This is a genomic window from Nocardioides secundeburneus, assembly GCF_039939255.1.
Taxonomy (GTDB): domain Bacteria; phylum Actinomycetota; class Actinomycetes; order Propionibacteriales; family Nocardioidaceae; genus Nocardioides.
Window position 1 is genome coordinate 37,208 of record NZ_JBDUUE010000003.1, and the last position, 18,518, is coordinate 55,725.

17 protein-coding genes and 1 tRNA gene are annotated in these 18,518 nt (G+C 73.2%); 14 read left to right on the forward strand and 4 right to left on the reverse strand.

Translation table 11 applies throughout. The features are described 5' to 3' along the window. The first annotated feature begins 11 nt into the window (after window positions 1–11). Complete coding sequence (locus ABFT23_RS08305) at window positions 12–1,058, forward strand: PHP domain-containing protein (protein ID WP_347894108.1); 1,047 nt, start codon at window positions 12–14, stop codon at window positions 1,056–1,058. Between the two features lie 9 nt (window positions 1,059–1,067). Then, window positions 1,068–1,616: a M48 metallopeptidase family protein gene (locus tag ABFT23_RS08310; protein ID WP_347894110.1), complete on the forward strand. Its 549-nt coding sequence runs from the start codon at window positions 1,068–1,070 to the stop codon at window positions 1,614–1,616. On the opposite strand, the gene ABFT23_RS08315 is transcribed toward ABFT23_RS08310, so the two are convergent. Together ABFT23_RS08315 and ABFT23_RS08320 are read right to left on the reverse strand one after the other, a co-directional pair. Further along, the gene (locus tag ABFT23_RS08315) at window positions 1,532–2,143 is read right to left on the reverse strand and encodes an NUDIX hydrolase (protein ID WP_347894112.1); all 612 of its coding nucleotides are present in this window, start codon (window positions 2,141–2,143) and stop codon (window positions 1,532–1,534) included. The two genes, ABFT23_RS08310 and ABFT23_RS08315, sit on opposite strands and share 85 nt — an antisense overlap. Further along, on the reverse strand, window positions 2,140–3,477 hold the full coding sequence (locus ABFT23_RS08320) for a zinc-dependent metalloprotease (protein ID WP_347894114.1): 1,338 nt from the start codon (window positions 3,475–3,477) through the stop codon (window positions 2,140–2,142). The genes ABFT23_RS08315 and ABFT23_RS08320 overlap by 4 nt, the downstream gene beginning before the upstream one ends. A gap of 37 nt (window positions 3,478–3,514) precedes the next feature. Here ABFT23_RS08320 and ABFT23_RS08325 point away from each other — a divergent pair, with 37 nt between their 5' ends. The 9 genes from ABFT23_RS08325 to ABFT23_RS08365 all read left to right on the forward strand — a co-directional run bounded on the left by ABFT23_RS08325 (window position 3,515) and on the right by ABFT23_RS08365 (window position 14,627). Continuing rightward, window positions 3,515–3,940 (forward strand): molybdenum cofactor biosynthesis protein MoaE, encoded by a 426-nt coding sequence (locus tag ABFT23_RS08325; RefSeq protein ID WP_347894116.1) that lies wholly within the window; start codon window positions 3,515–3,517, stop codon window positions 3,938–3,940. A gap of 49 nt (window positions 3,941–3,989) precedes the next feature. After that, window positions 3,990–4,322, forward strand: a complete 333-nt coding sequence (locus tag ABFT23_RS08330; RefSeq protein ID WP_347894118.1) for a hypothetical protein — start codon at window positions 3,990–3,992, stop codon at window positions 4,320–4,322. Window positions 4,323–4,389: 67 nt separating this feature from the next. After that, on the forward strand, window positions 4,390–5,493 hold the full coding sequence (locus ABFT23_RS08335) for a YlbL family protein (protein WP_347894120.1): 1,104 nt from the start codon (window positions 4,390–4,392) through the stop codon (window positions 5,491–5,493). A 1-nt stretch (window position 5,494) separates the two neighbouring features. After that, window positions 5,495–6,175, forward strand: coding sequence for a PPA1309 family protein (locus tag ABFT23_RS08340; protein WP_347894122.1), 681 nt, complete (start codon window positions 5,495–5,497; stop codon window positions 6,173–6,175). Continuing rightward, window positions 6,172–9,318: a UPF0182 family membrane protein gene (locus ABFT23_RS08345; protein ID WP_347894124.1), complete on the forward strand. Its 3,147-nt coding sequence runs from the start codon at window positions 6,172–6,174 to the stop codon at window positions 9,316–9,318. The genes ABFT23_RS08340 and ABFT23_RS08345 overlap by 4 nt, the downstream gene beginning before the upstream one ends. A gap of 115 nt (window positions 9,319–9,433) precedes the next feature. Next, window positions 9,434–12,682, forward strand: a complete 3,249-nt coding sequence (locus ABFT23_RS08350; protein ID WP_347894125.1) for a hypothetical protein — start codon at window positions 9,434–9,436, stop codon at window positions 12,680–12,682. A 69-nt stretch (window positions 12,683–12,751) separates the two neighbouring features. Next, a tRNA-Met gene (locus ABFT23_RS08355) sits at window positions 12,752–12,825 on the forward strand. Between the two features lie 245 nt (window positions 12,826–13,070). Next, window positions 13,071–14,243 (forward strand): hypothetical protein, encoded by a 1,173-nt coding sequence (locus ABFT23_RS08360; protein WP_347894126.1) that lies wholly within the window; start codon window positions 13,071–13,073, stop codon window positions 14,241–14,243. Window positions 14,244–14,297: 54 nt separating this feature from the next. After that, the gene (locus tag ABFT23_RS08365) at window positions 14,298–14,627 is read left to right on the forward strand and encodes a hypothetical protein (protein WP_347894128.1); all 330 of its coding nucleotides are present in this window, start codon (window positions 14,298–14,300) and stop codon (window positions 14,625–14,627) included. A 10-nt stretch (window positions 14,628–14,637) separates the two neighbouring features. Here the strand turns inward: ABFT23_RS08365 and ABFT23_RS08370 are convergent, their stop codons facing one another. After that, window positions 14,638–14,979 carry a hypothetical protein gene (locus ABFT23_RS08370; protein WP_347894130.1) on the reverse strand — a complete coding sequence of 114 codons (342 nt, stop codon included), beginning with the start codon at window positions 14,977–14,979 and terminating at the stop codon, window positions 14,638–14,640. A gap of 392 nt (window positions 14,980–15,371) precedes the next feature. Then, window positions 15,372–16,178: a MerR family transcriptional regulator gene (locus ABFT23_RS08375; RefSeq protein ID WP_347894132.1), complete on the reverse strand. Its 807-nt coding sequence runs from the start codon at window positions 16,176–16,178 to the stop codon at window positions 15,372–15,374. A 78-nt stretch (window positions 16,179–16,256) separates the two neighbouring features. Between ABFT23_RS08375 and ABFT23_RS08380 the strand changes: the two genes are divergently transcribed. Genes ABFT23_RS08380 through ABFT23_RS08390 form a run of 3 tightly spaced genes read left to right on the forward strand, consistent with a single transcriptional unit; the run spans window position 16,257 to window position 18,518 of the window. Continuing rightward, a complete protein-coding gene (locus tag ABFT23_RS08380; RefSeq protein ID WP_347894134.1) occupies window positions 16,257–16,628 on the forward strand; it encodes a nuclear transport factor 2 family protein in 372 nt (123 codons plus the stop codon). Between the two features lie 29 nt (window positions 16,629–16,657). Beyond that, entirely contained in the window at window positions 16,658–17,707 is a 1,050-nt protein-coding gene (locus tag ABFT23_RS08385) for an alpha/beta hydrolase (RefSeq protein WP_347894136.1), read from the forward strand. A gap of 25 nt (window positions 17,708–17,732) precedes the next feature. Further along, window positions 17,733–18,518, forward strand: a complete 786-nt coding sequence (locus ABFT23_RS08390; RefSeq protein WP_347894138.1) for an SDR family oxidoreductase — start codon at window positions 17,733–17,735, stop codon at window positions 18,516–18,518.

An 18,518-nucleotide genomic window follows, 5' to 3' on the forward strand; every position in this document is an offset into this window, starting at 1 on the left:
AGGAAAGACAGTTGAGCGAGACCTACGACGCCGGCCCGGTCGCCGCCCTGCGCCGGATCGCCTTCCTGCTCGAGCGCCAGCGCGAGGACACCTACAAGGTGCGGGCCTTCCGCGGCGCGGCCGCGGCCATCCTGCCCCTCGGCGACGACGCCGTCGCCCGGGCCGCCGAGAAGGGCACGCTCACCGACCTGCCCGGGGTCGGCGCGAGCACGGCGAAGGTGATCGCGGCCGCCGTCCGTGGCGAGGTGCCCGAACGGCTCGCGGCGCTCGAGAAGACCCACGCCGCCCCGCTCGCGCGCGGCGGCGCCGAGCTGCGGGCAGCGTTGCGCGGTGACTGCCACTCCCACTCCGACTGGAGCGACGGCGGCTCGCCGATCGAGGAGATGGCGATGACCGCCATCGAGCTCGGCCACGACTACCTCGTGCTCACCGACCACTCGCCGCGCCTGCGGGTCGCCAACGGCCTCAGCGTCGAGCGGCTGCAGCGTCAGCTCGGCGTGGTCGAGGCCGTCAACGAGCACCTCGGCGGCTCCGCTCCCGACGGCTTCACGCTGCTCACGGGCATCGAGGTCGACATCCTCGACGACGGGGCGCTCGACCAGACCGACGAGATGCTCGCGCGGCTCGACGTCCGCGTGGCGAGCGTGCACTCCAAGCTCGCGATGGACGCCGCCCCGATGACGCGACGCATGATCGGCGCGGTCCGCAACCGGCGCACCAACGTGCTCGGGCACTGCACCGGGCGCATGGTCACCGGCAGCCGCGGCACCCGGGCGCAGTCGCAGTTCGACGCGCGCGCGGTCTTCGAGGCCTGCGTCGAGCACGACGTCGCGGTCGAGATCAACTCACGCCCCGAGCGCTGCGACCCGCCCGACGACCTCCTCGAGCTCGCCCGCGACGTCGGCTGCGTGTTCTCGATCGACTCCGACGCCCACGCACCCGGCCAGCTCGACTTCCTCGCCCTCGGCTGCGAGCGGGCCGAGAAGGCCGGCATCGGCCCGGAACGAATCGTCAACACGTGGTCGAAGGAGCGTCTGCTCGACTGGGCCGCGAAGTAGGTTCTGGTCATGGACGGGGCGCGCGTGGAGGTTCGCCGCTCCAAGCGACGCCGCCGCACCGTCTCGGCCTACCGCGACGGCGACCGGATCGTCGTCCTCATCCCGGCCTCGTTCAGCAAGGACGACGAGACCGCGTGGGTCGCCACGATGATCGCCAAGGTCGAGCGCTCCGAGCGCCGTGCCGACCTCACCGACGACGACCTGCTGGCCCGGGCGGGCCGGCTCAGCGACGACTTCCTCGGCGGCCTCGCGCAGCCCGAGTCGGTGCGGTGGGTCTCCAACCAGACGGCGCGCTGGGGCTCGTGCACGCCGGGCGACCGCGCCATCCGTCTCTCCGAACGGCTGCGGGGCATGCCGATGTGGGTGCTCGACTACGTGCTCGTGCACGAGCTCGCGCACCTGCTCGAGCCGCACCACGACGCCGCGTTCTGGGGCTGGGTCGACCGCTACCCCGACGCCGAGCGGGCCAAGGGCTACCTGCTCGGCTGGTCGGAGGCCTCGCGCATCACGCCGCCCTCGGAGTTCCGCACCTCGTCGAGCGCGTCGAGCGCCGACTGAACCAGGGGCACGAGGTCGGGGTTCGGCACGTCGTCGACCGGCCACCACCGCACGTCGAGCGACTCCTCGCTGACGACGTGCCTCGCACCCGGCGGCGCCACCGCGACGAACCGGACGTCGAGGTGGTGGACCACCTGGTCGTCGGACCCGCCGTCGGGCAGGCGGCAGAACGCGACGGCGTGCTCGTCGAGGTGCACCGGTACGGGGTGGACGACGAGCCCAGCGACCCCGGACTCCTCGTCGGCCTCGCGCCGCGCCGCGCCGGCCAGCGTGGCGTCGTCGGGCTCGGCGTGGCCGCCGAGCTGGAACCACTGCTCCGCCTTGGCGTGCAGCGTGAGCAGCACCTCGCGCCGGTCGTGCGAGAGCACCAGGGTGCTGGCCGTGACGTGGTCGGGCCGGCACGCGCGCGTCATCCCGTCGGGGTGCGCCTCGAGGTGGGCGACGTAGCGCTGTCGCAACGACTCCTGGACGGGCGTCGGCGGCGTCCAGGCCCTCAGCACGGCGAGCGCGTCGGCGTGGAGGCTCACTCCTCCGGCTTGTCGCCGTCGAGGAGCTTGCGCAGCTCGGCGTCGAAGTCGTCGTCGGTCAGCACCTCGGGGGCCGCGGCCTCCTCGCGGAAGCCGAGCGGGTCGTCGAGGTCGGCCGAGGTGGGCAGCAGGTCGGGGTGCAGCCAGACGCCGTCGCGGGCCTCGGTGCCCTGCCGGGTGCGCAGCGAGCCCCACAGGGTGGAGGCGTCGCGCAGCCGGCGCGGCCGCAGCTCGAGGCCCACCAGGGCAGCGAAGGTCTGCTCGGCCGGCCCGCCCGCGGCACGACGACGCCGCACGGCCTCCTGCAGCTTGGCCGCGGCCGGCATCCGCTTCTCGGTGGCCTGGCCGACGACCTCGTCGACCCAGCCCTCCACCAGCGCCAGCGCGACCTCGAGACGCTCGAGCGCCGCGGACTGGGCGGGGGAGCGGGGCATGTCGAACATGCCGCCCTCGAGCAGCTGCTGCATCGACTCGGGGTTGGTCGGGTCGACGCCGCGCAGCTGCTCCTCCATGCGCTGCTGGAGGCTCTCGGCGTTGATCTCGAGGCCGCGGGCGTAGTCGGTGACGGCGCCGATGAGGTGCTCGCGCAGCCACGGTACGTGGCTGAAGAGGCGGTGGTGGGCGGCCTCACGCAGGGCGAGGTAGAGGACGACGTCGTCCTCGCCCACGTCGAGGCCCTCGGCGAACGCGGCGACGTTGGCGGTGACCAGCGCGGCCTTGCCCTTCTCGCCCAGCGGCAGCCCGACGTCGGAGGCGGTCAGCACCTCGCCGGCGAGCTCTCCGAACCCGGAGCCGACCTGCGTGGCCAGCATCGCGCCGACCGCCTTGCCGAGGATGCCCAGGATCGGGCCGGCCTGCGCCTGCGCCTCGGCGGGCAGCGCCTGGCCGAGGCCGTGCACCGACTGCTCGGCGACCGGCTCGACGAGCACCTTCCAGACCTCGAGCGTGCCGACGATCCACTCCGCGCGGCTCCAGGCCGCCGTGGACGTGACGCCCGACGGGAACTCGGTGGCCTCGTCGAGCCACAGGTCGGCCAGGCGGACGGCGTCGGCCACGGCCTCGGACTGCTTGGCGGAGGGGGTCGGGTCGGGAGCCTGCGCGACGCTCTTGCGGGCGATGTCGACCGCGACGTCCCAGTTGAGGGCGCCGTCGTAGGGCTGCATGAGCGACTGCAGCTGGCCGAAGAGCTGCCCGAGGTCGGGCATCCCGGCGAAGTTCATCTGACCTCCGCCCAGGCCACCCAGGCCGCCCAGGCCCTGCATGCCGGAGAAGAACTGCTCGAACGGCGTGCCCTTGAACGGGTTGGGCTGCTCGTCGTCGGGGTTGTCGGCCATGTACCCACGGTACGCCGCGACTCATAGGGTGGCCCGCGTGACTTCCGTCGTGCGCCTCGTCGAGATCCGTGACACCCCCCTCGACGTCGTCGAGGTGCTCGCCAGCCTCGACGACGACACCGACGGCGGCGTCACGCTGTTCGTCGGCAAGGTCCGCGACCACGACGGCGGGCGCGGCGTCAGCGGCCTCGACTATTCCGCGCACCCGACGGCGATCGAGCGCTTGCGCGAGGTCTGCGAGACGGTCGCGGCGCGCCACGACGTCCACGGGGTCGCCGCCGTCCACCGGGTCGGTCGGCTCGGGATCGGCGACCTCGCCGTCGTCGTCGCCACCGCGGCCGCCCACCGCGGCACCGCGTTCGAGGCCTCTCGCGACCTCATCGACACCCTCAAGTCGGAGGTGCCGATCTGGAAGCACCAGGTCTTCGCCGACGGCAGCGACGAGTGGGTCGGCACGCCGTAGCGCAGCGTGGGTCCGACGATCCGGCCGGGTGCGTGCCTACCCTCGGGTCATGGTCCTGCTCTGGCTCGCGCCCACGGTCGTGGTGACCGTCGCGGCCATGCTCTGGGTCTCGTGGCTCGGGCGCCAGGGCCGCGGCGAGGTCGACCGCGAGGTCGCGCTGCGGCGCATGGCGACGGTGCTCGAGCCCACGCCGACGCGCCGCCGGTGGCGCCGACGACGCACCCCCGGGGCAGCGCCCGCCGTCACCGCCCGACGCGACCGGAGCACCGGCGTCGCCGTCCGACCCTCCCGTCCGACCCGTCCGGCGAGCCCGGCGGGTCCGGCCGACGGGGCGCGCCCGAGCGGCGACGACCCACGCCCGGAGCAGCGCCGCGCGTCCTGAGGCCCTGCGCCTGCGTGCGGCCGACCTGCACGCCGGGCGGGTTGGTGCCGGATGAGAGGCTTCGCCCATGACTCAGCGCCTGGTCGCCGCGATGCTCGCCGCGCCTGCGATCGCGGCGCTGCTGCTCTACTCGGCCTTCACCACGCTGCCCTACGCCACCTACCAACCCGGCGGCACCGTCGACATCCTCGGCACCGATCCCGAGAACAACGACGCCGAGATCATCCAGGTCGACGGGCACGAGACCTTCCGCGACGACGGCGAGCTGCGCATGACGACCGTGCGGGTCTCGCCGGCCGCCGAGAAGGGCCAGGAGGGTGGCGAGAACCTCCTGTCGTTGCTGTCGACGTGGTTCGACGGCGACAACGCCGTCTACCCCTACGACCTCGTCCACGGTCCCGACGAGACGCCCGAGAGCAGCCGCGAGCAGGGTCAGGTGCAGATGAGCACCTCCCAGGACACCGCGATCGCGATCGCCCTCGCCGAGATGGGCGAGCCCGTGGCGCAGGTGCTCAAGGTCGCCGAGCTCACCGAGGGCATGCCCGCCGCCGACGTCCTTGAGGTCGGCGACGTCATCCGCACCGTCGACGGCACGGAGGTCGCCGACGCCGACGAGCTCGTGGCCGCCGTCGGCCGGCGCGAGCCCGGCGACGAGGTACGCCTCGGCATCACCCGCGACGGCACCGACCGCACCGTGCGGATCAAGACCGTCGACGTCGACGGCGAGCCCAAGGTCGGCATCACGCCGGGCGTCGGCTACGACGACTTCCCCTTCGAGGTGCGCATCAACGTGCCGGCCTCCATCGGTGGTCCGAGTGCCGGGCTCGTGTTCTCCCTGGCCGTCTACGACACCCTCACCCCCGGCTCCCTCACCGGTGGCCACCACGTCGCCGGCACCGGCGAGATCGACACCGACGGCTCGGTCGGCCCGATCGGCGGCATCCAGCAGAAGATCGCCGGTGCGCGCGACGACGGCGCCGACCTGTTCCTCGTGCCGGTCGACAACTGCGCCGACGCCCTCGAGGCCGACCCCGGCGACATGCGGCTGATGATGGCCGAGACCATGCACGACGTCCGGCTCGCGCTCGAGGACTACGCCGCCGACGACGACGCCGACCTGCCGTCGTGCGACGACGCCGACGCGGCCATCGCCGAGAGGGCGGCCCAGTGACATGAGCAACGACGACGTGAACAACGACGACATGAGCAACGACGACACGGGCAACGACGACATGGGTGACGACACCTTCACCGCCGACCCGCGCTGGGGCGACCTCGACGCCGACCCGGCGCTCGCGAGCGCCGTCCTGGAGATCGAGCAGCACCTGGCCGGCAACGGCTGGGACCAACCCGCCCGTCTCTACGCCCTCGTCGACACCGCTGCGCTCGCGGCCCAGGAGCCGGAGCTCGCGGCCGCGATGGGCCTCGACGCCGCCGCCGAGCGCGGCTCGCTCACCGCCGTCGAGCAGGAGCAGCTCGACCCGGGCACCCCGCTCGAGCAGGTGCTCGAGTCGATCGTGTGGCCCGAGGCGGTCGCCGGCTGCGCGGCCATGGTCGAGCGGCTCGTGCTCCCACCCGGCACCGACGCCGAGGTGCCCGACGACGTCGAGGCCGCCCAGGCCTTCGCCCGCGAGCACCCCGACCGCCAGGAGGTGCGCATCGTCGCCGGCGCCACCCGCAGCGGCTCGACCTACTGCGCGCTGCGCCTGCGGGCCCACGACGACGACACCTCCGTGGTCGGCGGGCTCGACCTCGTGCCCGGGCTCCTCGAGCTGCTGCGCGCGACCCTCCACGACGACACCGACGACACCCCGACCGACCCCACCCACGACGCAAAGGACCACACGCCGTGAGCGAGCTGTTCGACGACGACCCGCGGGCGACACCACCGCCCACGCGAGCCTCGGGCAGTCGCTCCCGTGCCTTGCTGATCACCGCGATCGTCGTGGTGCTCGCGATCTTCGCGCTCACCGCCTTCGCCTCGATCTACACCGACCGCATGTGGTACCAGTCGATCGGCTACGGCCAGGTCTTCAGCACCATGCTCTGGACGAAGGTCGCGCTGTTCCTCGTCTTCGGGCTGGTGCTCGGCGGCACCGCGGCGCTGAACATGTACCTCGCCTACCGTTTCCGGCCCCTGTTCCGCCCGTCCTCGCGCGAGCAGTCCAACCTCGACCGCTACCGCGACGTCGTGACGCCGATCCGCATGTGGCTCGTCGCCGGCGGCGCCGTCGTGCTGGGCGCGTTCGCCGGTGCGTCCGGGCTCAGCCACTGGCGCACCTACCTGCTGTGGCGCAACGGCGGCACGGTCGGCGAGCAGGACGCCTACTTCGACAAGGACATCGGCTTCTACCTGTTCGACCTGCCGTGGTGGCACTTCGTCGTCGACTTCATGATGGCGACGCTCGTGATCGCGATCCTCGCCGCCGTCGTCACGCACTACCTCTACGGCGGCATCCGGCTGCAGGCCACCCACGACCGGTTCTCCGGCTCGGCGCAGGCGCAGGTCTCGGTGCTGCTCGGGCTGTTCGTGCTGGCCAAGGGCGTCGACTACTACCTCGACCGCTTCGACCTCGTGGTGCGCGAGAACGGCCTGTTCACCGGCATGAACTACACCGGCGAGAACGCCGTGCTGCCGGCCAAGAACATCCTGATGGCCGTCGCGGTGATCTGCGCCGTGCTGTTCTTCGTCAACGTCTGGCGCCGCACCTGGCAGCTGCCCACGGTCGGCCTCGCGCTCCTCGCGCTGTCGGCCGTGCTGATCGGCATGATCTTCCCGGCCGCCGTCCAGCAGTTCCAGGTCAAGCCGTCCGAGGCCGACCGCGAGGAGCCGTACATCCAGGCGAACATCGACGCCACGCAGGCGGCCTACGACCTGCAGGACGCCGACCTCCAGTCGTACCCGCCGTCGACGACGCTGCCCGACCGGGCCGCCTACGACCAGTTCTTCAGCACGATCCCGCTGGTCGACCCGCAGCGGGTCTCGCGCACGTTCGAGAGCATCCAGCAGGAGTTCCGCTACTACTCGGTGCCCGACGTGCTCGACGTCGACCGCTACGAGATCGAGGGCAACGACCGGGCGCTCGTGCTCGCCGTCCGCGAGCTCAACCAGGCCGGCATGCCCGAGGACGCCCGCAACTGGTCGAACCTGCACACCGTCTACACCCACGGCAACGGTATCGTCGCCGCCTACGCCAACCAGCGCGACGCCGCTGACGGCCGCGAGACCGTGGTCGACGGCGACGCGGCCTCCGGCGACGAGGCCGCAGAGGCCGCCGACACCGGCTCGGGCGGCCTCGAGTGGGCGCAGGGCATCAACGCCGACGAGAACGACCTGAGCCAGGCCCTCGGCGACTTCGAGGGCCGCATCTACTACGGCGAGCAGAGCCCCGACTACTCGGTCGTCGGCAGCACCGGCGACCGCGACGTCGAGCTCAACCTGCCGATCCCCGGCTCCGACCTCGGCACCTCGACGACGTTCGACGGACCCGGCGACGCCGACGCCGGCAGCACGTTCAACCAGCTGATGTTCGCCATCAAGTTCGGTGAGCCGAACTTCCTGCTCTCCGGGCGGGTCAACGACAACTCGAAGGTGCTGTTCAACCGCGAGCCGCAGCAACGCGTCGAGAAGGTGGCCCCGTGGCTGACCGTCGACAGCGACGCCTACCCCGTGGTCGTGCCGGGCGAGGGCGACGAGCAGGGACGCATCCTGTGGGTGCTCGACGGCTACACGACCACCGACCGCTACCCGAACGCGCAGCGCGAGTCGTTCGAGTCGATGATCGACGACGCCCTGCAGGTCAACAACGGGCTGCAGACCGTGCCGACCGACGAGATCAACTACATGCGCAACGCCGTCAAGGCCACGGTCGACGCCTACACCGGCGAGGTCACCCTCTACGCGTGGGACGACAACGACCCCATCCTCAAGGCCTGGCGCAAGGCGTTCCCGGGCAGCGTCCAGGACCGCGACCAGATGCCCGAGGCGCTGCTGCGCCACGTGCGCTACCCCGAGGACCTGTTCAAGGTGCAGCGCTACCAGTACGCGCGCTACCACGTCGAGGACGCCAGCGACTGGTACGAGAACAACGACCGGTGGCAGGTGCCGACCGACCCGCAGTCCTCGTCGCGGTTCCAGGCGCCCTACCGACTCTTCGTGCAGAGCCCCGACGCCGAGGCCAGCTCGACCGGCACGTTCTCGCTGACGTCGGTCTACGTGCCGTTCGGCCGCAACAACCTGGCCTCGTTCGTCTCGGTCAACTCCGACGCCACCAGCGACGACTACGGCAAGATGTCGGTGCTGCGGGTCGAGGGGGCCGAGGATGCCTCCGAAGACTCCTCTCAGGCGCGCGGCCCGGGCCAGGTGGCCAACGACTTCCAGTCCGACCAGAAGGTCCGCGACGCGCTGCTGCCGTTCACCGGCACCAACTCCGAGGCCGACGTGCAGTACGGCAACCTGCTCACCCTGCCGGTGAGCGACGGGTTCATGTACGTGCAACCCGTCTACGTGCAGCGCACGAGCTCCGAGTCGGCCTACCCCGAGCTGAGGCTCGTGCTCACCAAGTACGGCAACCGCGTCGGCGTCGGGTCGTCGTTCCAGTCGGCGCTCACCAACCTCTTCGACGGCGCCACGACCACGCCCCCGCCCGACACCGGCACGCCCGGCGAGCCGGGCGGCGGCGACCCGACGGAGAACCCGACCGACCCGCCCACCGGTCAGCCGTCGACCCCGCCGACGAACGAGTCGGTCGCCCAGCTGCGCCAGCGGTTGCAGACCCGACTCGACGCGGCGATCTCGGCGTCCACCGAGGCCCAGCAGGCGCTCAGCCAGGGCGACACCGTGGGCTACGCCGAGGCGGTCGAGCAGGTGCAGGACGCGCTCGGCGACGTCGCCGACCTCCAGGACGAGATCGACCGGCGCACCGGTGGCGGCGCCCAGCAGGACTCCGCCGCGCCGCGCGACAGCACCGCCGGCGCGTCGCCGTCCGACGGCTGAGGAGCACCGGCGGGGCGGCGGACGTCCGTTCCCGCCGGGGTCGGCTCATGGTTAGGATTCGCTCGACAACTCCTGCCGTGACGTCGGCGGATCTCCCTCGCAGAACCTGGTGACCATGCCTTCGTCCTCTCCCTACTCCGGCGCAGCGGAGCAAGCCGCCCGCCTGCGCCGCGACGCGGAGATGGCCGCGGCCGAGCAGGCGGCCGAGCGGCTGGTCGCCGAGGAGCTCGCCACCGAGGCCATCCAGGCCCGCACCGAGGCCGAGCGACTCGCCAAGCAGCACGCCGAGGCAGCCGCCGAGGCCCACGAGGCCCGGGCGGCGGCCGCGGCGGCCGCGGCGCGCTACGCCGAGCAGCGGCGCCAGGCCGAGGAGTCGGCGCAGCGCGCCGCTGTCACGCGCGAGGCCGCCGAGCGCTCGGCGCGCGACCACGTCGAGCTCGCCGAGGCCGAGTCGGCCAAGCGGTCCTCGGCCGAGCGCCACGCCACCGAGCTCGCCGAACGCGTCGTCACGACCCTCACCGAGCGCGAGGCGGCCGAGGCCGCGGCCCGCCGCGAGGCGCTCGCGGCGCAGGAGGCGGGCAGCGCACGAGCGCGCGCCGAGGAGAACGCCAAGTACCACGCCGAGCTGGCCGAGCAGGCGCTGTCCGACCGCGCCGACAGCGAGCGTCGCGCGCTCGAGCTCTCGGAGGCCGGCGTCGCCGCCGCCGACGAGCACGCGATCGCCGTCCGCGAGTGGCACGACGAGCGCGAGCGGCTCGAGCGCGCGGCGCGCGAGCAGGTCCGGGCCCGCACCGCGGCCGAGGAGGCCGTCGAGCGGCAGGCCCGCCTCGCCGCCGAGGCCGAGCAGGCCGCGCGCGACGCCGAGCTGCGGGCCAAGAGCGTGGCCGAGCAGGCCACGAGCAAGGCCGAGGAGCACGCCGCGTTCGCGCGGCACGCGCTCGCCGAGCGGGAGGTCGCCGAGGCGGCCCTGGCCGAGATGGCCGAGGCGCGGCGCCTCGCCGAGGTCGCGGCCGCCGAGCAGTCGGCCCTGGCCGAGCAGGCCATGCTCGCCCGGGCGCAGGCCGAGGACCGTGCCCGCGACCTGGCCGAGAACGCCAGCGCGTCGGCCGAGGAGTACAACGAGTTCGTCAAGCGCGCCGCGCGCGACCGCGACGAGCTGCAGGGTGTGGCCACCGAGGCCGGCAAGCTGCGCACCCGGGCCGAGGAGGTCGCCGCCGAGCAGGCCGAGCTGGCCCGCATCGCCCACGTCGAGGCCGCCGAGGCCGCCGACCTGGCCCGCCGGGTGGCCGACGAGGCCGCCACGGCCGCCGAGGAGCACGCGGCCTTCGCCCGCGACGCCCACGACGAGCGCCGCGCGATCGAGGCCCGCGTGGCCGAGATGGCCGAGGCCCGTCGCCTCGCCGACGAGTCGGCCGCGGCCCAGGCCGAGCTGGCCCGCGTCGCGCTGCTCGAGCGAACCCGGGCCGAGGAGCACGCCCGCGACACCGCCCTGCAGGCCCAGTCGTCGGCGGCGGAGTTCGCGACCTTCGTCGAGCAGGTCGAGCGCGAGCGTGAGGTCCTGCAGGAGAACGCCCAGGAGCAGACCCGCGCCCGGGGCGAGGCCGAGAGGGCCGCGAGCCGGCACGCCGGGCTGGCCGCCGAGGCCCACCAGGCCGCGATGGACGCCGAGCTCCGGGCCCGCGAGGTCTCCGAGGCCGCCGCCGCCGCGGCCGAGGAGTACACCGCGTTCACGACCCGGGCCCTCGAGCTGCGGCAGGCCGCCGAGCAGGCCGCCACCGAGCAGGCCACCCGGGCCGAGCAGGCCTTCCTCGACCGCGAGCAGGCCGAGTCGAAGGCCCGCGAGCAGATCGACCTCGTCGTCGAGGCCAACCGCATCGCCGTCGCCTCCTCCGAGCAGGCCGCCGCGGCCGCCGAGGACGCCCGCCTCGCCGCGCAGCTGCGCCAGTCGGTCGAGGACGCCGCCAAGAAGGCCTCGCGCGCCCGGCTCGAGGCGGAGGAGTCCGCGCGCGAGATGGCCTCGCTGGCCGAGTCCGCGGCGCAGCAGCGTCGCGAGGCCGAGCAGCGGGTGCGCGACATCCACCAGCAGGCCGAGGCGCTGCTGAGCGAGCACCGTGAGTCGTTGCGCATCGCCCAGGAGCAGCTCTCCGGCGCCAAGCGCGAGGCCGCCCAGCAGGCGCAGGCCCGCGCCGACGCCGAGCGCACGGCGGCCCGGCACGCCCAGGCCCGGGCCGAGGCCGAGACCCGTGCCGCCGACCTCGCCATCCAGCTCGCCGAGGCGCGTGCCCGGCTGCTCGCCGTCCCGCGGCCGGTCTCCGTGCCGGCCGCTCCGGAGCCCGAGCCCGTGACGGTCGCCGTCGCGGCGCCGCCCGAGCCCGAGTCCGACGTCCCGGGGGTGCCCGAGCCGCCGGCCGCCGACGAGCCGGCCGCGGTCGAGCCCGATGTCGTCGAGCCCGTCGAGGAGGTCCTCGAGGTCGAGGACGCCAAGGACGTCGAGGACGACGTGCTCGAGGAGGCCGTCGAGCCCGTCGAGCCGGCCCAGGCCGCCTCGGGTCCGCCGACCGCCCGTCCGATCATCCCTCCGCCCGCGCCGACGGCCACCGAGCGGGCCGACGGCGCCCCGGGCCTGGTCCCGGCCTCGCTGGGCGGGCTCGCGCGCCGCCTTGCCGCCCGGGCCGCCAAGACCCGCGGCGACGAGAGCGTGAAGGACGGCGAGCGTGACGCCGCAGCCGTGACCACCGGCCCGCTCGAGGTCGAGCCTGCGTCCGACGCCGACGCAGTGATCGAGTCGCCCGTCGACCTCGAGAAGTCCGACGTCGACGAGGCCGACCTCGACGAGGCCGACGTCCAGCCGGCCGAGGAGCCGGTAACGGGGACTCAGGACCGGACCCCGACCACCCAGCTCGAGAAGGCGACCGAGCAGGCGCCGGTCGAACCGAGGCGTCCCGGTGACTTCCACGAGGTGCGGAACTACCGCACGCCGACCCTCGTGGCGCTCGGGGCCGCCGGCGTCGGGTTCGTGATCACCGCGATCATGTTCTTCACCGCAGGCGTGTCGCCGGCGATGCTGTTGCCGGTGTTCCTGTTCCTGATCTCGGTCTTCGTCGTCGTGTTCCTCGGCGGCCGGGCCACCGAGGTCGAGATCGACCAGGGCACCCTCAACCTCCGACTGGGCGACCTGCGCCGCACCTTCGACCTGACGAACGACGCCACGACCATCGAGGTCGTCTCCACGCCCGCCGAGCCCGACTGGACCGTCGTCCTCGTGCGCCGGGGCCTCGCCCCCGTCGAGATCGACCGCCAGGTCGTCGACCCGGAGGCCTTCACCGAGGCGCTGGCGCACTGGCGCCCCGAGGTACGTCCCTGAGCGTGGTGCGCGCCACAGCGTCCCGATTTGAGTCGCTGTTCGCTCGTCCGGTAACGTTCTGTTCACCGACGCGGGGTGGAGCAGCTCGGTAGCTCGCTGGGCTCATAACCCAGAGGTCGCAGGTTCAAATCCTGCCCCCGCTACAAGAAGCAAGGCCCGGTCTGCATCACGCAGGCCGGGCCTTGTTGTTTCTCGGCTAGCGGACGCCGGGGTTCACCGCCACGCGGACGACTGGACCAGGTTGTCCATCGTAAAGAGGGGCACCTAGCGTGCGCACGACCAACCGCTGGGAGCCGTCTTGCGTCGTGTCGTCGTCGTCCTTGCCGCACTGATCTGCGGCGTCGCACTGCTCGGCGTGCCCGGAGCCAGGGCGCAGGATCCCGCTCTGGTGCGAGGCATCATCACGTTCACCCAGGCGCCGTCGTCGTACTCGATCTGTCTCTACCGCCTGGACGAGAACGGTCACGCCACCGGGGTGCCCACCTGTGGGTACTTCCGCGAGCCCGACTACGAGCTCTCCGTGCGCAGCGGTCGCTACCTCGTCACCTTCTCGCCGTCGGAGCGATACGTGACGCAGGTCTACGGGCTCGAGCCCGGAGATCGCCGGGTGGACTTCGGGCGGAGGGTGACGGTCACCGAGGGAGGAGTGGCCGTCGTCGACTTCCGCGCCGAGGCCTACCCCGTCATCTCGGGCCGGGTCTCCGGTCCGGACGGTGGACCGGTGCCCGACGGCACGGTGCGGGTGAGCGTCGAGACCGGCGGACCGGAGGAGGACGGATTCTGGAACGACGGAGTTTTCGTGACGAACTCGACCTACCGGGTCCAGGCCGACCGGCCGGGCCGCCACGTCGTCCGCTTCTTCGACGACGCCTCGTACCTGTCCTACCTGCAGCCCGAGCGGGGGAGCACCTACGCCACCCAGTACTGGCCCGCCTCGTGGTCAGCGATCGACGCCGGACGGCTCGACCTGCGGTGGGGCCAGAGCGTCGCGGGCGTCGACGTGAGGCTCAGCGCCGGTGGCCACATCAGCGGCCGGCTGATCGACCCCCGACGACGCCCGGCGAAGGCAGTCGGCCTCCAGCTCGAGCGCCGGACCACCGCCGGGTGGCGTCCGTACCCCATCGACGCCGGAGCGGGCTTCGGCGCCTATGGCACCCGCGGCGTGCCACCGGGCACCTACCGCTACCGGATCAACGGGTTCGGCGTGTACGAGGACGGCTACTCGACGTCCGTCGTCGTCCCGTCACGTGGAGCCTCTGTCACCCACGACGTCATGCTCACCGTGAAGCCTCGGCCGCGAGTCGAGGTCGAGCGTCGACCCCGACTGGCCGGCGTGGCCCGGGCCGGCCGCACGCTCCGGGTGACGGCCGGTGCCTACAGTCCCCGACGCGCCACCACCCGCTACCGCTGGTACGCCGACGGGCGCCGACTCCGTGCCTGCGGCGCGAAGCTCGTGGTGGCTCCACGGTTCCGTGGCGCGCGCATCCGGGTCGAGGTGTCGGCCCAGGCCCCGAGCTTCAGGACCCGGACCGTGACGTTGCGCCGACGCGTCGCTCGCTAGTCGGCGGTCGACCCGGGGTGTGCCGGTGGGCCAGGCGCCGGCGAGACTTTCGAGATGAGCGAGCACCCGGACGTCGAGGACAGGCTCCGGCCCTTGGTGCAGCTCGTCGTCGAGCGTCTGTTCCGACCGGGCGAGCTCGACGGCTGGTGCTTCGTCTGGCGTCGTGACGGGAGGTCCGGACCGCACCAGCTGATGGCCAGCGTGGCGGCAGCGGGCGAGACGTTCGACGGCTACATCTGGGAGGGCGCCGGCTACGCGCCCGAGGACGGCTTGGACGTCTTCGTCGACGGGCTGGAGGACTTCATCTCGGGGTCCCGTTTCGCCTGGGGCCAGCAGCGGCTGCTGAACGAGCGGCCGTGGCGAGACAGGTGGCGACGGCGGTGACGAGATCGTCTCAGGCGCCGCGACGGGAACGACGCGACAGCATCAGCGACGCCACCACCAGGGTGAGGGCGACGGAGCGCGCCCAGTCGGTCTGCACGAGGACGGCGTTGCTACCGATGGCGTCGACGGGCCCGAGGTCGTCGGCCCATTCCAGCCTGGCCCACGCGTAGGCGTACATCAGCGCAGCCTGGCCACCGACCAGCCCGCCGATCAGCCCCACCGTCGACCACGCTCCCTCACGGAGTTTCGAGAGGCAGTACGCACCCGCGGCCAGGAACGCGGCCGCCTCGATGCCGGACAGCCAGAAGAGCTTGAGTGACGGGTAGTCGACGAACTCCGCGACGAGCTCCATGACGCAGGAGCGTAAGCAGGTCCGTCGGACGCCGAGCGAGTTGGGACCGCACCCTCAGCCATCGCCGATCTCGAGCGCCACCCGCGACCCGCGACCCGCGGGTCACCGTCCTCCCGCCGGCGGGATCGGTGCCGGTCGCGTAGTGCGCGAAGTCGACCTCCGGGGTGCATCCCGCGAGCCCGGCGCCTCGCAGCTGTGCGAGGGCGTCGTCGACGGAGGTGCCGACGGCGATCACCGGCACGGTGACCGAGCCACGGCCTCCGCTCGGGTCGGCCGGCACGCAGGCGAGGTCCTGCCCCGAGCACGCCGACAGGGGCGTCGCCATCAGCAGCCCGGTCGTCAGGACGGCGGCGATCCTCGTGCCTCATCCTGCACCGGCGGCCGCGTGCCCGTCAGGAGCTCGCGGCCACCCGGAACACGGGCCAGCCGATCTCGGTGCACCACGCGGTGATGTCGTCGGTGTCGCGGGGGCCCACCAGGTAGCGCTCGCGCACGGCCCCGGCCACGGTCAGCGCGTTCCTGACGACCCACGAGCCGAGCTGGCCGTAGGTGACGTCGATGCCGTCGTGCTCTCCCTGGTGGGTGGTGACGACGAGCTCGACGGCGGGCAGGGTCACGGGCCGGACGCGGCCGCGGGTCGGCGGCTCGGCGGCGGGTCGGTAGAGGAGCAGGCGCCCGCGACCGTGCTCGTAGAGGCCGTTGTCGTAGAGGCCGCCGGGTGGCGCCAGCGCCGCGGCCGGGCCGAGGACGGCGTCCAGCTCGGCCATCGCGCCGGCGAACCAGGCCCCGACGTCGTCGGCGACCACGTCGTCCTCGACCGCCGCGACGACGACCTCGGGCTCGCTGCGCACCTCGACCTGCAACGGCGTCGGCTCGGGCGCCAGCAGCCGGCGCAGCGAGCTGACGGCGACGCGCGTGCGGGCCAGCTCCGACTCCAGTCGCTGCAGGTGCTCGGCCACCAGGGCCGCTCGCTGGTCGGGGTCGGGGGAGCGCAGGATGCGCTCGACGTCGGACAGCGGCACGTCGAGCTCGCGCAGGCGGTGGATGACCTGGGCGGTCGGGATCTGGTCGCCCGAGTAGTAGCGGTAGCCACTCGAGGGGTCGACCACCTCCGGCTCGAGGAGCCCGGCCTCGTGGTAGCGCCGCAACGTGCGGATGCTCAGGTGGGTCACCCGGGAGAACTCGCCGATCGCCAACATGGCCCCATTGTGGAGTCTCCCCCCGGGAGAGACTCCAGTGCTTGACCCTCGCTGCGCGCGAGCGCCCAGGCTCGAGCCATGGACATCGACACCACCACCCAGAACACCACCGCCACCACGACCGACCAGGTCCCCGCCGCGATCCGCTCCTTCACCGACGCCCACGCGGCTCGCGACGCCGACGCGGCCCTCGCCCTGCTCGCCCCCGGCGCCGTGATCTCCGACGTCGGTGAGTCGTTCACCGGCGAGGAGGCCCTGCGGCACTTCGTCCGCGAGGCGGGGGCCGAGTTCGCCTACACCGACGACGTCACCGGCATCCGTCTCGACGGCGAGACCTGGGTCGTCGGCCACCACCTCGAGGGTGACTTCCCCGGGGGCACGGCCGACCTCGACTACCGCTTCACGCTCGCCGGCGAGCTGGTCGAGCGCATCGACATCGTCCTCGGCTGATTGCCAGCGCGAGTCCTCGAGGAGCGAGCATGACCACCATCGGAGCCGAGACCGGCCCGACCCGCACCGGCCCCCCGCCGCCGTTCGACCCCGAGCTCGCCCCGGTGGTCGAGCTCGTGGCGAGCCTGCGGGCCCCCGACGCCTACCGCCCGGACAACATCGACGAGATGCGTCGACAGGTGCCCGGCGTCGAGGCCCCCAGCGACGCGATGCTCTCGCGCGACGGCGCCTACCTCGTCGAGGAGCACGTCGTCCCCGGGCCACCGGGAGCGCCGGACGTCGCGCTGCTGGTCTGCCGACCGGCGCACGCACAGGCCCCCACCGCGGCGCTCTACCACGTGCACGGCGGCGGCATGATCGTCGGCGACCACCGCTTCGGGGTGCCCGAGATGGTCGCGCTGGCCGAGCCGCTCGGCATGGCGGTGGTCTCGGTCGAGTACCGGCTCGCGCCCGAGACTCCGCACCCCGGCCCGGTCGAGGACTGCTACGCCGGGCTGCTGTGGACGGCCGCCCACGCGTCCGAGCTGAACATCGACCCCGAGCTGGTCATGGTCACGGGCACGAGCGCCGGCGGAGGCCTCGCCGCCGCCACGACGCTGCTGGCGCGCGACCGTGGTGGCCCCGCGATCGCCGCACAGCTCCTGCTGTGCCCGATGCTCGACGACCGCAACGACTCACCCTCCGCGCACCAGATGCGGGGCCTCGGCATCTGGGACCGCTCGTCGAACCGCACGGGATGGGAGGCGCTGCTCGGCGCCGGCGTCCCCGGGAGCGACGACGTCCCGCCCTACGCCGCACCCGCGCGGGCCACCGACCTGGGCGGCCTGCCGCCGACGTTCATCGACGTCGGGTCGGCCGAGACCTTCCGCGACGAGGACGTCGCCTACGCCAGCCGCATCTGGCAGGCAGGCGGACAGGCCGAGCTGCACGTGTGGCCCGGCGGCTTCCACGGCTTCGACGTGGTGGCCCCGCACGCCGCGATCTCGCAGGACGCGATCGCGGCACGGGCCGCTTGGCTGCGCCGACAGCTCGACCAGCGCGACGGGCGTCGAGCCGCGTCCTCGCCCCTCCCGGCCTGACACCACCACGAACACAGGAGAAGACATGACACACCACGATCGCGACCGACTCGACGGCCGCAGGGCCCTGGTCACCGGCGGGTCCAAGGGCGCCGGACGGGCCGTGGTCGCCCGGCTGCGCGAGATGGGCGCCGACGTCTGGACGAGCGCCCGCACGATGCCGGACGGCTACGACCGCCCCGACCGCTTCGTCGAGGCCGACACCTCGTCCGCGGAGGGTGCGCAGGCGGTGGCGGCCCGGGTCGCCGGGCACGGTGCCCTGGACATCCTGGTGCACGTCGTCGGCGGGTCGACGACGCCGCCCGGCGGCTTCGCCGCCGCCACCGACGAGCACTGGCTGCGCGAGCTGAACCTCAACCTCCTCGGTGCCGTGCGTCTCGACCAGGCGCTGGTTCCGGCGATGATCGCGGCGGGCTCGGGGTCGGTCGTGCACGTCGGTTCCATCCAGCGGGTGATGCCCCTGCACGAGGCGACGTTGCCCTACGCCTCGGCCAAGGCCGCGCTGCGCACCTACAGCAAGGGTCTGGCCAACGAGCTGGCGCCGCACGGGGTACGGGTCAACACGATCAGCCCGGGCGGCATCGAGACCGAGGGCTACGAGGCCTTCGTCGCCTCGATCGCGAACGACACCGGACGCACGCGCGAGGAGGCCGAGCAGAGCATCTTCGACTCCCTCGGCGGCGTGCCGCTCGGGCGCTTCGCCCGCACCGAGGAGATCGCCGACCTGGTCGGGTTCCTCGTCTCGGACCGCGCCACCGCGATCGTCGGCACCGAGCTCGTCATCGACGGCGGGACGGTGACGACGGTCTGA